This is a genomic window from Ruegeria sp. CDSC051, from assembly GCF_059610665.1.
The window spans coordinates 113405-127270 of sequence record NZ_JBXWOC010000006.1 but is presented as its reverse complement, the minus strand read 5'-3'; the positions used below and the strand labels follow the sequence as shown (position 1 = coordinate 127270).

The 13866-nt window shown below is 59.3% G+C and carries 13 protein-coding genes; 7 read left to right on the top strand and 6 right to left on the bottom strand.

Annotation, left to right across the window (positions count from 1 at the left end; translation table 11 throughout):
* The 4 genes from pta (at position 1) to AC2FH0_RS15325 (ending at position 5533) form a co-directional block, all read left to right on the top strand.
* Entirely contained in the window at positions 1–1014 is a 1014-nt protein-coding gene (gene pta / locus AC2FH0_RS15340; protein WP_496789735.1) for a phosphate acetyltransferase, read from the top strand.
* 87 nt (positions 1015–1101) lie between these two features.
* Positions 1102–3915 carry a molybdopterin oxidoreductase family protein gene (locus AC2FH0_RS15335; protein ID WP_282027821.1) on the top strand — a complete coding sequence of 938 codons (2814 nt, stop codon included), beginning with the start codon at positions 1102–1104 and terminating at the stop codon, positions 3913–3915.
* Entirely contained in the window at positions 3912–4661 is a 750-nt protein-coding gene (locus AC2FH0_RS15330) for a 4Fe-4S dicluster domain-containing protein (RefSeq protein ID WP_271949727.1), read from the top strand. The genes AC2FH0_RS15335 and AC2FH0_RS15330 overlap by 4 nt, the downstream gene beginning before the upstream one ends.
* Positions 4661–5533, top strand: coding sequence for a dimethyl sulfoxide reductase anchor subunit family protein (locus AC2FH0_RS15325; protein WP_496789734.1), 873 nt, complete (start codon positions 4661–4663; stop codon positions 5531–5533). Before AC2FH0_RS15330 ends, AC2FH0_RS15325 begins: the two co-directional genes overlap by 1 nt.
* Positions 5534–5611: 78 nt before the next feature.
* On the opposite strand, the gene dapA is transcribed toward AC2FH0_RS15325, so the two are convergent.
* On the bottom strand, positions 5612–6505 hold the full coding sequence (gene dapA / locus AC2FH0_RS15320) for a 4-hydroxy-tetrahydrodipicolinate synthase (RefSeq protein ID WP_496709397.1): 894 nt from the start codon (positions 6503–6505) through the stop codon (positions 5612–5614).
* Between the two features lie 133 nt (positions 6506–6638).
* On the opposite strand from dapA, the gene AC2FH0_RS15315 reads away from it, so the two are divergent.
* Positions 6639–8603: a lytic transglycosylase domain-containing protein gene (locus AC2FH0_RS15315; protein ID WP_496692575.1), complete on the top strand. Its 1965-nt coding sequence runs from the start codon at positions 6639–6641 to the stop codon at positions 8601–8603.
* Here AC2FH0_RS15315 and AC2FH0_RS15310 read toward each other — a convergent pair.
* Together AC2FH0_RS15310 and mnmC2 are read right to left on the bottom strand one after the other, a co-directional pair.
* Positions 8577–9446 carry a DMT family transporter gene (locus AC2FH0_RS15310; protein WP_281973084.1) on the bottom strand — a complete coding sequence of 290 codons (870 nt, stop codon included), beginning with the start codon at positions 9444–9446 and terminating at the stop codon, positions 8577–8579. The two genes, AC2FH0_RS15315 and AC2FH0_RS15310, sit on opposite strands and share 27 nt — an antisense overlap.
* A complete protein-coding gene (gene mnmC2 / locus AC2FH0_RS15305; protein ID WP_496692492.1) occupies positions 9443–10108 on the bottom strand; it encodes a tRNA (5-methylaminomethyl-2-thiouridine)(34)-methyltransferase MnmC2 in 666 nt (221 codons plus the stop codon). Before mnmC2 ends, AC2FH0_RS15310 begins: the two co-directional genes overlap by 4 nt.
* Positions 10109–10157: 49 nt before the next feature.
* Here mnmC2 and AC2FH0_RS15300 point away from each other — a divergent pair, with 49 nt between their 5' ends.
* Positions 10158–11198: an NAD(P)/FAD-dependent oxidoreductase gene (locus AC2FH0_RS15300; protein WP_496692493.1), complete on the top strand. Its 1041-nt coding sequence runs from the start codon at positions 10158–10160 to the stop codon at positions 11196–11198.
* Positions 11195–11674: a GNAT family N-acetyltransferase gene (locus AC2FH0_RS15295; RefSeq protein ID WP_496692494.1), complete on the top strand. Its 480-nt coding sequence runs from the start codon at positions 11195–11197 to the stop codon at positions 11672–11674. Before AC2FH0_RS15300 ends, AC2FH0_RS15295 begins: the two co-directional genes overlap by 4 nt.
* Here the strand turns inward: AC2FH0_RS15295 and AC2FH0_RS15290 are convergent.
* The 3 genes from AC2FH0_RS15290 to AC2FH0_RS15280 all read right to left on the bottom strand — a co-directional run bounded on the left by AC2FH0_RS15290 (position 11666) and on the right by AC2FH0_RS15280 (position 13833).
* Positions 11666–12454: an HTD2 family dehydratase gene (locus tag AC2FH0_RS15290; protein WP_496789733.1), complete on the bottom strand. Its 789-nt coding sequence runs from the start codon at positions 12452–12454 to the stop codon at positions 11666–11668. The two genes, AC2FH0_RS15295 and AC2FH0_RS15290, sit on opposite strands and share 9 nt — an antisense overlap.
* Before the next feature lie 49 nt (positions 12455–12503).
* Positions 12504–13046 carry an NADPH-dependent FMN reductase gene (locus AC2FH0_RS15285; RefSeq protein ID WP_496786842.1) on the bottom strand — a complete coding sequence of 181 codons (543 nt, stop codon included), beginning with the start codon at positions 13044–13046 and terminating at the stop codon, positions 12504–12506.
* Positions 13047–13161: 115 nt separating this feature from the next.
* Complete coding sequence (locus tag AC2FH0_RS15280; protein ID WP_142637036.1) at positions 13162–13833, bottom strand: YiaD family glycine zipper/OmpA-like lipoprotein; 672 nt, start codon at positions 13831–13833, stop codon at positions 13162–13164.
* Positions 13834–13866: the final 33 nt, after the last annotated feature.

Here is a 13866-nt window from a genome sequence, read left to right as displayed (position 1 = left end):
GTGAAACCGCTGCGCGCCATTCTCGGGACGGCCAGCGCGTCGGACAAGATCATCGCCCTGTCAGAGGGCGATGATCCCCGCGTCGTGGAAGGTGCGGTCAGGGCCGTAAAAGAGGACGTTGCACGGATCATCCTGATCGGCGACGGGGCCAAAATTTCGGCCCTTCTGGATGCGCATGAAGGATTTGATCCCACTCGGATAGACATTCTTGACCCGGCGCATTCCTCAATCACCACGGAACTGGCTGAAGCGCTGTTTAATCGCCGCAAGCACAAGGGCATGACCCTTGAAGAGGCAGGGCAACAGATCACCAACCGGCTGACCTTTGCCGCCATGCTGGTGCATCACGGTATCGCTGATGGCACCGTGGGCGGAGCGGTTGAAACCACCTCTGAGACAGTTCGCGCGGCGTTGCAGATCATCGGAACAGCGCCGGGTACAACAATGGTATCCAGTTTTTTTCTCATGCTGTTCTGCCAGGATCATCACGAGGTCAAAGGCGCGCGCATCTTTGCCGATTGTGGCCTGGTGGTGGATCCAAACGCCGAAGAAATGGCGGAAATTGCCCGCGCATCGGCCGCATCCTATTCAGCTTTGACTGGAAACACGGCGCGTGTGGCGATGCTGTCTTTTTCCACCTCGGGAAGCGCCGAACATCCAAAAGTATCTAAGGTCGTCGAGGCAACCCGGATCGCACGCGAAAAAGATCCGAACCTTCTAATCGACGGAGAGCTGCAGTTCGATGCCGCCTTTGTCCCCGAGGTTGCGGCGCAAAAGGCGACGAATTCGCCACTGAAGGGCGAAGCGAATGTCTTTGTCTTCCCCAGCCTGAATGCGGGCAATCTGGGCTATAAGATCGCACAGCGCATCGGAGGGGTTGAGGCAATCGGGCCAGTCCTACAAGGCCTGGCCAAGCCGGCAAATGATCTATCGCGCGGCTGTACGGCAGAGGACATCCTTCACATGATCGCCGTGACTGCTGTTCAAGCGCAACATGGCGAAAACGGAATATAAGTCTCGACAAGTCCGTGAAAAACAAATTTTATTCCGGTTCCCGGCAATGCTCGGGGGAATACCAGTCTGCAAACTACAGGGGCGCCTATGAACCAGCCAGTGATTGACACCTCGCCCAAAGTCTCGGACGAGATCCGGCAGACCACCTGTTACATGTGCGCCTGTCGCTGTGGCATCAACGTTCACATGAAAGACGGCAAGGTCGCCTATATCGAGGGCAACCGAGACCACCCGGTGAACAAAGGCGTTCTGTGCGCCAAGGGCAGCGCAGGCATTATGCAGGTCAACGCGCCGTCGCGCCTACGCAAACCGCTGCGCCGTGTCGGCCCGCGCGGATCGGGCGAGTTCCGCGAGATCGAATGGGACGAGGCAATCAGCACCGCCGTCGGCTGGATGAACGAGCTGCACGAAACCGCACCGCACAAGCTGGCCTTCTTTACCGGACGCGACCAAAGCCAAAGCTTCACCAGCTTCTGGGCACAGAATTTTGGAACCCCAAACTATGCCGCCCATGGCGGGTTCTGTTCCGTCAACATGGCAGCAGGCGGCATCTATACGATGGGCGGTGCGTTTTGGGAGTTTGGCCAGCCCGACTGGGACCACACCAAGTTGTTCATGCTGTTCGGCGTGGCCGAAGACCACGACAGCAACCCGATCAAGATGGGCATCGGCAAGATCAAGGCTCGCGGCGCACGGGTGATCGGTGTGAACCCGATCCGATCAGGCTATAACGCTGTAGCCGATGACTGGGTCGGGATCACCCCCGGCACCGATGGGTTATTCATCCTATCGCTGATCCATGTGTTGATGAAGGCGGGCAAGATCGACCTGGATTACCTCAGCCGTTATACCAACGCGCCTGTTCTGGTGAACGCATCCGAAGGCCCCGACAAAGGTCTGTTCTTGCGCGATAGTGACGGCAAACCGCTGGTGATCGACCGGGCCACAGGCGAACTCACTGCGTTCGACAAGCCGGGCGTGCGCCCGGACTTGTCGGCTACTTACGAAAAGGACGGCGTCACCCATCGCCCGGTTTTCCACCTGATGGCCGAGAAATACCTAAGCGACGAGCACGCCCCTGAGGCCGTAGCTGACCGCTGTGGCATCCCGGCCAGTCGCATTCGCGCCATCGCGGCGGAAATCGCCCGCGTCGCCTTTGATGAGGCGATCGAGCTGGATCAGGAATGGACCGATTTCCGCGGCGAAACCCATGCTAAGATGATCGGTCGCCCGGTCAGCTTCCACGCCATGCGTGGCATCTCGGCCCATGCTAACGGGTTCCAGACCTGCCGCGCGCTGCACGTGCTGCAGATCATCCTCGGCACGGTCGAAGTTCCGGGCGGTTTCCGCTTCAAACCGCCCTATCCCAAACCAGTCGAGGCGCACCCAACCCCGCATGGCGACCGCCGCCCCGGCAGACCCCTGGAAGGCCCGCATCTAGGCTTCCCCCGCGGGCCCGAAGACCTGTTGCTGGACGACTGCGGCACTCCCCAACGGATCGACAAAGCATTCACATGGGAAAACCCGATGTCAGCCCATGGGCTGATGCATATGGTAATCTCAAACGCCGCCGCCGGTGATCCCTACAAGATCGACACGCTGTTCATGTATATGGCGAATATGTCGTGGAACTCCTCCATGAACACCAAAGGTGTGATGGAGATGCTGACCGCAAAGACCGAAGACGGCAAATACGTCATCCCCAATATCATTTATTCCGATGCCTATTCCTCGGAAATGGTGGCCTATGCCGACTTGATCCTGCCCGACACCACCTATCTTGAACGGCACGACTGTATCTCGCTGCTCGACCGCCCGATCTGCGAGGCAGACGCCGCCGCCGACGCAATCCGCTGGCCGGTGATCGAGCCCGACCGCGACGTGCGGGGCTTTCAGTCGGTGCTGGTGGAACTGGCCAACCGCATGAGCTTGCCAGGCTTTACCAACGAAGACGGTACGCCGAAGTGGAAAGACTACGCTGACTATATCGTTAACCATCAGCGAAAGCCCGGTATCGGCCCGCTGGCCGGGTTTCGAGGCGAAAATGGCGACAAAGAAGGTCGTGGCGAGGTCAACCCCGACCAGCTGAATCGCTACATCGAAAATGGCGGCTTCTACGTCGCGCATATCCCCGAAGGGGCGGATTACTACAAACCCTGGAACGCTGCCTATCAGGATTGGGCCGTGGGCATGGGAATCTACGACAGCCCGCAACCCTATCTGTTCCAGCTCTATTCAGAACCGATGCGCAAGTTCCAGCTGGCCGCCGAAGGCCACGGGGACCGACAACCGCCGGAAAATCTGCGCCAGCGCCTCAAGGACACCATGGACCCGCTGCCGATCTGGTACGAAACCGACCAACAGGGCAACGAAGGCTTCACCATCAACGCCCTGACCCAGCGCCCGATGGCGATGTACCACTCATGGGGCACCCAAAACGCCTGGCTGCGCCAGTTACACGGGCGCAACCCGCTTTATGTGCCAACCAAACTGATGCGCGAACACGGGATGCAGGACGGCGACTGGGCCAAAGTCACGTCTCCGCACGGGGAAATTACTGTTCCGGTCATGGAGATGGCCGCGCTGAATGAAAATACTGTCTGGACTTGGAATGCCATCGGCAAACGCAAAGGTGCTTGGGCCCTGCAGGAAGACGCACCAGAGGCCACCAAAGGCTTTTTACTGAACCACCTGATCCACGAACTGCTGCCGTCAAAAGGCGATGGAATGCGTTGGGCCAATTCTGATCCGATTACAGGTCAGGCTGCTTGGTTCGACCTGAAGGTCAGGATCGAAAAGGCGGCGCCACCTTCGGATGCAGAAAGCCAGCCCGAATTCAAACCGATCAAATCACCGGTCGGCACCGGACCAAAAGATCTGGCGTGGAAGGTAGGAAAATGACCCAGCTCCCCCAATCCACAGACAAGAAAATGGGTCTGGTCATCGACCTGGACACCTGTGTCGGCTGCCATGCCTGTGTGATATCCTGCAAAGGCTGGAACACCGAAAACTACGGGGCGCCCCTGTCGGATCAGGACGCTTATGGCGGCAACCCGTCCGGCACCTTCCTGAATCGCGTACATTCCTACGAGGTCCAACCCGAACAGGGTCACGCCCAGCTGATCCACTTCCCCAAATCCTGCCTCCATTGCGAGGACGCGCCCTGCGTCACCGTCTGCCCCACTGGGGCCAGCTATAAGCGGGTCGAGGACGGTATCGTATTGGTCAATGAAAGCGACTGTATCGGCTGCGGGCTTTGCGCCTGGTCCTGCCCTTACGGCGCGCGTGAGATGGATATGGCCGAGGGCGTGATGAAGAAATGCACCCTCTGCGTGGATCGCATCTATAACGAGAACATACCCGAAGTGGACCGCGTGCCATCCTGTGTGCGGACCTGCCCCGCCGGAGCCCGCCATTTCGGTGATCTGGGCGACGCAGATAGCGATGTCAGCAAATTGGTCGCCGAACGTGGTGGCATGGATCTGATGCCTGAAATGGGCACCAAGCCCGTCAACAAATACCTGCCACCTCGCCCTAAAGATCAGATCGAGGACCAGATCGACATTCTCGCGCCCCTTCTGGCCCCGGTAGCCGAAGAGCCCAAGGGCTTTCTGGGTTGGCTCGACAAGACACTGGAGAAGCTCTGATGCATCCGGCCCCATCCGTCATTATCTTCACCACCTTGTCCGGTCTGGGCTTTGGGCTGCTGTTTTTTCTGGGCCTTGGGATGCCGGATGTCACCGGGTGGGTGGCCTTCGTATTCTATGCCATGGCCTTTGGCCTGTCGGTGGGTGGGCTGATGGCCTCGACCTTTCACCTGGGCCATCCTGAACGTGCGTGGAAAGCATTCACCCAATGGCGGTCAAGCTGGCTCAGCCGTGAGGGTTGGTGCGCAGTGATCGCCTTGATTCTTATGGGCTTCTACGCGCTGGGCGCTGTCATCTTTGGTCAGCGTTGGGGTGTTCTGGGCGTCCTTGGCGCGTTGTTTGCGCTGGCAACAGTTTTCACCACCTCAATGATCTACACCCAGCTCAAGACAATCCCACGTTGGAACATGAAACTGACACCAATTATGTTTCTGAGCTTCAGCCTTGCCGGTGGCTCGCTTCTGGCCGGTCAGGTCAGCCTTGCCGTCCCTCTGTTGGTGGTCGCTGCCGTTGCGCAGACATTTTACTGGTGGCAAGGGGATAAGGCATTTGCGAACTCAGGAACAAACCTTGGCACCGCTACGGGTTTGGGGCAGCGCGGGGCAGTGCGTGCGTTTGAGCCTCCACATACAGGTACAAACTATCTTCTGCGCGAATTTGTCCACGTGGTTGGCAGGAAACATGCGGACAAATTGCGGGTCATCTCGTTTGTGCTGGCCTTCCTATTGCCGGTCATCCTGCTGATCCTGCCGTTCAACCACTTCTTCGCTCTTCTGGCTGCGCTGTCGCATGTGGCAGGCGTTGCAGTTTCGCGCTGGCTGTTCTTTGCGCAGGCCGAGCATGTCGTGGGTCTGTATTACGGCAAACGGTAAAGAAGGGGGCCAGCCCCCTTCTTGGCCCTAACAGGCCAATTCATCCCCCGAGGTATTTTTGGCCAGATGAAGATCGGATCAGGCCAAGAACACCCCTGGTTCCAGCAGACCTGCGTGGTTCATGGCTGCGTCGATGGCTGTTTTGGTGCTGTCGTCCAACGTGGTCAGGGGCGAGCGAACTTCTTCGCTGCACAGGCCCAGCTTGCTGAGGGCGTATTTGGCCCCGACCAGACCGGGTTCGATAAAGATCGCCTCATGCAGAGGCATCAGGCGGTCCTGATAAGTCAGCGCTTTGGCATAATCCCCCTGCAGGGTAGCCTGCTGGAATTCGGCACATAGCTTGGGCGCAACATTCGCCGTGACCGAGATACAGCCCACACCACCATGCGCATTGAAACCCAGCGCCGTGGCGTCTTCGCCCGACAGTTGGCAGAACTCGGGCCCGCAAGAGGCGCGCTGTTGGCTGACACGCCCCAAATCTCCGGTTGCGTCTTTAACCCCAACGATCCTTGGCAACTCGGCCAGCTCACCCATCGTCTGGGGCGTCATGTCGATGACGGAACGGCCTGGAATGTTGTAGATGATGATCGGAATATCAGAACAATCATGTAGGGTACGGAAATGCTGAATTAGGCCCTTCTGGGTCGGCTTGTTGTAATACGGGGTCACCACCAGAGCGGCATTCGCGCCGACTTGCTGCGCAAATTGAACGAATCGGATTGCCTCGACCGTGTTGTTCGAGCCCGCACCAGCGATCACCGGGACACGACCGGCTGCGGCACTGACAACTTCTGCCACCACCGTTTCGTGTTCTTCATGGCTGAGGGTTGGGCTTTCACCGGTGGTCCCCACCGGAACCAAACCGGTCGAGCCTTCCTGAATTTGCCATTCCACCAAACGTTTGAGCGTGCCCAGATCCAACTCGCCATTCGAAAACGGGGTAACGAGGGCTGGCATCGAGCCTTTGAACATGACACGCTCCTTGCTGTGCGGTTAGCAATTTTTGCGCCTTGGGCAATCACATTCCTAGCAATGTGTGTTGATCCCGCTGGCGCAAGGTTTATCCTAAATGGCTCTATCCTTGGTTGGTTGGGAAATGCAAGGCATGACACGCGTTCTGGCGCTTTTGACAGCGGTGATTCTGGCATCCTTCGGGCCGGCCCAAGCCGACTCGGTGGGCGATCTGCGCGCTGGCATGTATGAAATGCGCAAGGGCGATTGGAACGCCGCGCTGCAAGAGGCAGGCCCGCGCGGATCTGTGTCACGTGACATCATCGTATGGCATTGGCTGCGCGAGGGGTTCGGAAGCTCGGGCGATGTGCTGGTATTTCTGAACCGCAGGCCGGATTGGCCGGGGCTGGCATGGTTACGACGCGAAAGCGAACCCGCCTTTACCGGGGCTGACCCGGACCGGGTGTTGAAATTCTACGCCGGCACTGCCCCACAAACGGCGGAAGGGGCGCTGAATTTCGCCGTAGCGCTGAAGGCTAAGGGACGGCAGGGTGATGCGCAGGCGGATATCGTAACCGCCTGGCGTACGATGCCGATGGGATCGGGCCTGCAGAAAGACTATATCGAGAACTTTGAAACATTGCTGAAACCCCACCACGCGGCGCGGCTAGACCGGATGCTGTGGGACGGTCATCTGATCAGCGCAGGACAAATGCTGCCATTGGTGAATGACGATCAGCGCAAGCTGGCCGAGGCGCGGATTGCATTGCAAAAACGTGCGCCGGGTGTTGATGCCAAAGTAGGGGCGGTTCCCGAATCCGTGGCCGGATCGGCAGGGCTTGCCTTTGACCGCTTTGTCTGGCGAGATAAAAAGGAACTGGATGACAGCGCGATTGATCTGATGCTGGCGCGGTCATCCAGCCCGGATGCTCTGGGCGAGCCAGGCAAATGGGCCGAGGGCCGTCGCCGACTGGCACGGCTTGAGATGCGCAACGGTGATGTGAGCCGCGCATACAAGATTGCCTCTAGACACCATATGACGCCGGACATGGGCTATGCTTATGCCGATCTTGAATGGCTTTCCGGATTCCTTGCCCTGCGTCGGTTGAATGATCCGGCAACGGCTGTGCGGCATTTCCAAAACTTCTCGGGCGCGGTGCAGTCACCGATTTCCAAGGGACGCGGCGGGTATTGGCTAGGTCGGGCCTATGCCGCGCAGGGGGATGCGGAAAAGGCTTATGAGGCCTATGCCATGGGTGCTGATCACCAGACCTCGTTCTACGGGCTTCTTGCCGCCGAACGGATAGGGCGCCCCTTCGACAGCGATCTGGCAAACCCGCGAAGGGCACCGCACTGGAAACAAGCGGAGTTTGCCGATTCCAGCGTTCTGGAAGCGGGGCTATTGCTGTTGCGCGCAGGTGAGGCAAACCTATCCGAGCGGTTCCTGACCCATCTGGTTGAGGGGCTCGACCCCGTTCAGGCAAGCCAACTGGGCGATCTGGTCATCGAACTGAACGAACCACATCTGGCGGTGATGATCGCCAAGCGCGCCGCGACCACCGGCGTTGTCCTGCCCGCCGCGTATTACCCGGTTCATCCCGTGGCAGATCTGGGCCTGCCCATGGCCAAAGAAATGACGCTAGCAATCGCCCGGCGCGAAAGCGAGTTTGACCCGGTTGTCATCAGCGGCGCGGGCGCGCGCGGGCTTATGCAGGTGATGCCCGCGACGGCGAAAGTTGTGGCCCGGAACATGGGCATTCTAAGCAGCCACCAAACCGGAAAACTGACTTCGGACTGGCGATATAACGCCAAATTGGGGGCGAATTACCTGTCCGAGCTGGCAGCAGAATTCAACGGCAATGTGGTGATGATGGCGGCGGGGTATAATGCCGGACCGGGCAGGCCGATCTCGTGGATGAAACGCAATGGCGACCCGCGCCGGGGTGAGGCCGATATCGTCGACTGGATCGAATTCATACCCTTCAGCGAGACCCGCAACTATGTCATGCGCGTCGCCGAAAGCCTGCCTGTGTATCGCGCACGGTTGGGGCAGCAGGCGTTGCCGGTGCCATTTTCCGAGGAACTGATCGGGTCAACTCTGGCGTCGTTCGCGCCATAAGGTGAACAATCCGGCGGCAATAACCAATGTGGCCCCTGCAACAACCGCGGGTCTCAAGCTTTCACCAAAGACCGAGATTCCCAGAATGGCGCTCCACATCAGGTGAAAATAGGCAAAGGGCTGAACGGCGCTGGCCTCGGCCATTTCGTAGCACTTAATCAACAACCAATGTCCCAGAACTCCGGTCAGGCAGAGCAGGCCCATCCAAAGCCAGTCACCGCCCTGCATAGGCTCCCAAAACCACACGCCCACGGCCGTCATGGCAACCGCCCCGGCGATGCCGGTCCAGAAAAAACTGGTGGCGGTAGTGTCGCGCCGCGCCGCATAGCGGGTCAGCAGGCCATAGACGGCAAACATCAGGGCCGAGATCAACGGGATCACCGCCCACGGATTGAACACTCCCACCCCGGGCTGCAAAATGATCAGAACACCAATACATCCCACGCCGATAGCCGACCACCGACGCCAGCCGACCTTCTCACCCAGAACGGGTCCGCTGAGCGCCGCCACCAGCAGGGGGTAACAGATAAATACGGCTTGGCTTTCGATCAGCCCCAGGATGGTGAAGGCATAGACTGCGACGCAGATTTCCCCCGCCAAGAGCACCCCGCGCAGGATCTGCAGCCCAAGCTGGCTGGTGCGGGCCGTGGCCGCGATACCGCCGGGCGCACGTAGCGCCAGAGCGACGACAAATGCTGCGAAGAACCAATAGCGGATCATCACGACCATATAGGTGTTATAAGTCCCGGCCAGATGGCGCGAGATACCGTCCTGCAGCGCAAAAACCACAGTCGCCGCGATCATCAGCGCGATACCGGCGCGAGTGTTGTTCTGTTGGGTCATGGCTTGACCGCCCGCGTCATGTGACGCTTGCGCCCATAGCCCGGCGCGCGGGTGACGTTGAACCCCGCGTCTTGGAGCCCGCGCCGGACGAACCCAGCGGCGGTATAGGTGGCGGCGGTTCCATTGGGCGCCGTGTGGTCGGATACCTGCTGCATCAGCTCTGCGCCCCAAAGCTCGGGGTTTTTGGCAGGCGAAAACCCATCCAGAAACCACGCATCCGCCTGCCCCGACCATGCGGACAGGGTGGACCGCGCGTCGCCCTCGATAACCTCAAGCCGCAGGGTGCCCAGATCGCAGGTACCGCCCTGCCATTGGGACAGGAACCGGTCGGCCCAAGGGGACAACTCAGGAAAGACGGCCAGAGCGCGCGACATGTCGTCTGGCGCCATTGGATAGGCTTCGAAACTGGTGAATGTCAGCGGGGTCGTTTGGCCAGCCTTTTCCCATTCGGCCCAGACGGTCAGCATATTCAGGCCGGTGCCAAACCCGAGCTCGGTAATGTGAAACCCCGGCGCAAACCGCGCGGGCAGGTCATTGCCCGCCAAAAACACATGCCGCGTCTCCTCCAGCCCGTTCTGCAACGAGAAATAGGGGTCGTCGAAACGGTCCGAGACGGGTATCTGCCCGTCTTTCCAAGTCAGTTCGGCGCGCTGGTCTGCCATCGGGGAATCCTGTAGCTAAGCGGCGCGACACTGAACAAGGACAAGGGGAATGGCAATGGTCGATGTGACGGTGCGAGGCGCGGGCATTTTTGGCCTTTCGATCGCCTGGGCCTGTGCAAAACGCGGCGCAAAAGTTCAGATCATTGACCCTTTTGGGCCCGGTGCAGGATCCAGTGGCGGTTTGGTCGGGGCTTTGGCACCACATGTGCCCGAGAATTGGAATGCCAAGAAAGCTTTTCAATTCGAAAGCCTGATCATGGCCGAACCCTTCTGGAAACAGGTTGAGGCGACCGGAGGCGTCTCAGCCGGATATGCCCGGTTGGGAAGGCTACAGCCCATCGCAGATAGCCGCACGCTGGATCTGGCCCATGCACGTACGGTCACCGCCGCAGAGCTTTGGCAGGGGCGGGCCGAATGGCGCGTTGTTGCAATGGATGAGGTCGGGTCGTGGTGCCCTCCCAGCCCCACCGGCTTTGTAATCCACGACACGCTTAGCGCCCGGATGCACCCAAGGCGGGCATGTTCTGCACTGGTTTCGGCGCTGGCGGTGATGGGGGTTGAGGTCAAAACCGATGCGGCCAATCAAGGGCATATCATTCACGCCACCGGGCTTTCTGGCCTGCTAGAACTGAACGACGCCTTTGGCAAAACGGTCGGCAATGGCGTCAAGGGACAGGCGGCTTTGCTGCGGTTCGATGCCGGGGACGTCTCCCAGCTGTTTGCAGATGCCGTTCACATTATCCCGCATGCGGATGGCACATTGGCCATCGGATCGACCTCGGAACGGGACTATGACGACCCAACCAGCACCGATGCGGCGCTGGATGATGTCCTGGATCGGGCCACGCGGGCGGTTCCGGTCCTGCACGGTGCCGAAGTGATCGAACGCTGGGCCGGGATCCGACCCCGCAGCAAAAGCCGAGCGCCGATGTTGGGTGCACATCCGCTGCACGCCGGAGAATTCATCGCCAATGGAGGGTTCAAGATCGGCTTTGGCATGGCGCCCAAAGTGGCAGAAGTCATGGCCGAACTGGTGCTTGAAGGGCGCGATGAAATCCCCGCAGATTTTCAACCCGAGGCTTCTTTGTGACCTCCCTCGACAACACCCCAGTTCGCCTGCAACCAGACGATCCTATATTGCCACAGGTGTTACGCCTGATCCGCCACAGCTTTGCATTCATGGAGGGGCGTATAGACCCGCCCTCGTCAATGCATCGCCTGACCGAGGAAACGCTTCGGCAACAGGCCCGCGACCACGAGGTTTGGATCATAGGCAATCGCCCGGATGCGGTCGTCTTTCTGACACCCAAACAGGACAGCCTGTATCTGAGCAAACTGGCTGTGGACGAAACCCGACGTGGTCAGGGGCTGGCACAGCGTCTGGTCGATCTGGCATCCGCGCGGGCGGTTGAAATAGGTTTTGCTACGCTGGAACTGAAGACACGGGTCGAATTGGTCGAAAACCATGCCTCCTTTGCCCGGATGGGCTTTGTCAAAACGGCGGAAACGGCGCATCCCGGGTTCACCCGGGCGACCTCGATTACCATGCAGAAACATTTAGGCTGAGGCTTCGGCAATCATACATTGGCGCCCGTCTGCCGCACGCACCCACAGGGTATTGCTCCTCCGGCACAGGCTCGCAGTTTCGAAATGCATCAATGCCGAGGTTGCGCGGAAAGAAAACTGCGCCAATGGGCCCATCACATCTTCCGCAAACAACATCAGGTGCTGCGCCAAAAGCGGGCCATGCACGACCAGCCCGGGATATCCTTCGACATCACGAGCATAGTCGATGTCATAGTGAATGCGGTGTCCGTTAAATGTCAGGGCCGAGTAGCGAAACAGCATCGTGCTGTCGAAGGACAGCTCGCGATGTTCGGTTTCATCTTGCCTGGCCAGTGGTGCGGGAGGGGTGACCGTATCCGCCGAGGGGTCTTGGCGGTAAACCAGATCCTGCCATTCGGTCAGGCGCAGCGCACCGCCCTGCCAAACCTCGTGGCGCAACGTGACAAAGCCCAAGGGGCCGGTGCGTCCCGATTTCGAACTCGAACTTTCACATAGCGATCGCCGTTCGGCTAACTGACCTGCTATTAGAGGCGCGAAAAACTCCAAGCGTCCGCCTGCCCACATTCTGCGGGGTAGGCCCATATCGGGGATCAGGCCCCCGACTTTGGGATGTCCGTCGCGCCCAAGTTGGCCGGGTGGCTGCGGAGTCCAGAAATACAGGTGATGAAAGAACGGCGGCAACTCAGTGCCGCCCCTCGCAGTTGCCTGTTTCCCAAGCGCCACCTGCAGCGCGCCAGCACGGGCTGCGTCCATCACATCTGTCTGAATTTCCATCGACATAGCGCAAGATTAGGCGGCCTGCCCCATACGGGCAAGCAAACCGGCAGTTTCAGAAACCGGCCTCTGACCGCAAGTTCTTCATCAAGGTCCGAAGGGCGTTTTCATAGCGTTCGTTAACCAGCTTGCCCTGCGCGTCGAATTCGTTCGAACTGTCGGCCAGATGAATTTCCGGCCCTTGCAAGATGCGCGTCTGGAACGGAACCATATAGCTGCGCAGTATCATCTGTGCACGTTCCCCGCCGGCACGGCCCGCAGCGGCAGACATCACCGCAACCGGCTTGCCTGCCCAAGGCTTGTCCTTGGTGCGGCTGACCCAGTCCAGCGCATTCTTCAACACACCTGACGGCGCTTTATTATATTCCGGCGTCGAAATGATGACCGCATCCGAACGGGCAATCTGATCCGCCAAAATCTGGACGGTCTCGGGAACCCCTTCGCCTTCTTCAAGATCACCGTCATATAATGGCAAGTTCAAGTCAGCCTCGATATGAGTGCCCGGCTCAAACAGCCGCGCCGCCTCGCGAAGCAGTTTTCGGTTGGTGGCATTTTGGCGCAGCGAACCTGACAGGCTCAGAAGGATCGGTTCGGACATAAAAGGTCTCCGTTCAGGCGTTTTCCAGAAGGTAGCCCCTGATCACCGCCAGCCAAAGCCCACTTGACGCGCAGTCAATGTGCAAAAACGGGCACCTTGACGGTGCCCGATCACATCAGGTGTTGCCGTTGGGGATGATTTCGATATCAACCCGACGATTCCGCGCCTTCCCTTCGGGTGTGAGATTCGAGGCCGCAGGTCGGTTCTCACCCAAACCGATGGTGCTGATACGGGCCCCGTTCACACCATTGGCTTGCAGAACATCCGCCACGGACCTAGCCCGACGCTCAGATAGGGCCTGATTATAAGAGGCTTCGCCATCACTGTCCGTATGGCCAATGACCTGAACGGCCGAGTTGGGATATCTCACCAAATTCTGACCCACCCGGACCAAATCAGAACGCAATGCAGGCCGCACGGTCGAGCTGTCGGTGTCAAAGGTGATGTCGTTGGGGACGGTAACAATCAGGCGGTCGCCCGCATTGACGATTGTGATGCCATCATTTGCCAGCTGCTGGCGCAACTCAGCCGCCTGACGGTCCAGTTGATTGCCGATAAGGCCGCCACCTGCTGCACCGATTGCACCACCAGCCAGCGCACCCAAAAGCGGATCCGAGTCGTTCGCAATGGCCCCGACACCGGCACCAACCAACCCACCCAAAAGCGCACCCTGTTTGGTATTTTGGTTGGGGTCCGAGGGCAAGTTCAGCGTTCCGGGGTCGGTGCAGCCCGCCAAGAACAAGGCCGAGCAAAGCCCAGCAGAAACAACAAGCTTGGAAATCGTCATGATATCACCTTCTGCTCAGAGGCCCGTTTGCCG

Bases quoted from the DNA above. Each gene is read 5' to 3' on its own strand.
- AC2FH0_RS15315 (WP_496692575.1), top strand. From the start codon at position 6,639: ATGACACGCGTTCTGGCGCTTTTGACAGCGGTGATTCTGGCATCCTTC.
- dapA (WP_496709397.1), bottom strand. From the start codon at position 6,505: ATGTTCAAAGGCTCGATGCCAGCCCTCGTTACCCCGTTTTCGAATGGC.
- AC2FH0_RS15300 (WP_496692493.1), top strand. From the start codon at position 10,158: ATGGCAATGGTCGATGTGACGGTGCGAGGCGCGGGCATTTTTGGCCTT.
- AC2FH0_RS15310 (WP_281973084.1), bottom strand. From the start codon at position 9,446: ATGACCCAACAGAACAACACTCGCGCCGGTATCGCGCTGATGATCGCG.
- AC2FH0_RS15280 (WP_142637036.1), bottom strand. From the start codon at position 13,833: ATGACGATTTCCAAGCTTGTTGTTTCTGCTGGGCTTTGCTCGGCCTTG.
- AC2FH0_RS15290 (WP_496789733.1), bottom strand. From the start codon at position 12,454: ATGTCGATGGAAATTCAGACAGATGTGATGGACGCAGCCCGTGCTGGC.
- AC2FH0_RS15335 (WP_282027821.1), top strand. From the start codon at position 1,102: ATGAACCAGCCAGTGATTGACACCTCGCCCAAAGTCTCGGACGAGATC.
- mnmC2 (WP_496692492.1), bottom strand. From the start codon at position 10,108: ATGGCAGACCAGCGCGCCGAACTGACTTGGAAAGACGGGCAGATACCC.
- AC2FH0_RS15285 (WP_496786842.1), bottom strand. From the start codon at position 13,046: ATGTCCGAACCGATCCTTCTGAGCCTGTCAGGTTCGCTGCGCCAAAAT.
- AC2FH0_RS15325 (WP_496789734.1), top strand. From the start codon at position 4,661: ATGCATCCGGCCCCATCCGTCATTATCTTCACCACCTTGTCCGGTCTG.
- AC2FH0_RS15330 (WP_271949727.1), top strand. From the start codon at position 3,912: ATGACCCAGCTCCCCCAATCCACAGACAAGAAAATGGGTCTGGTCATC.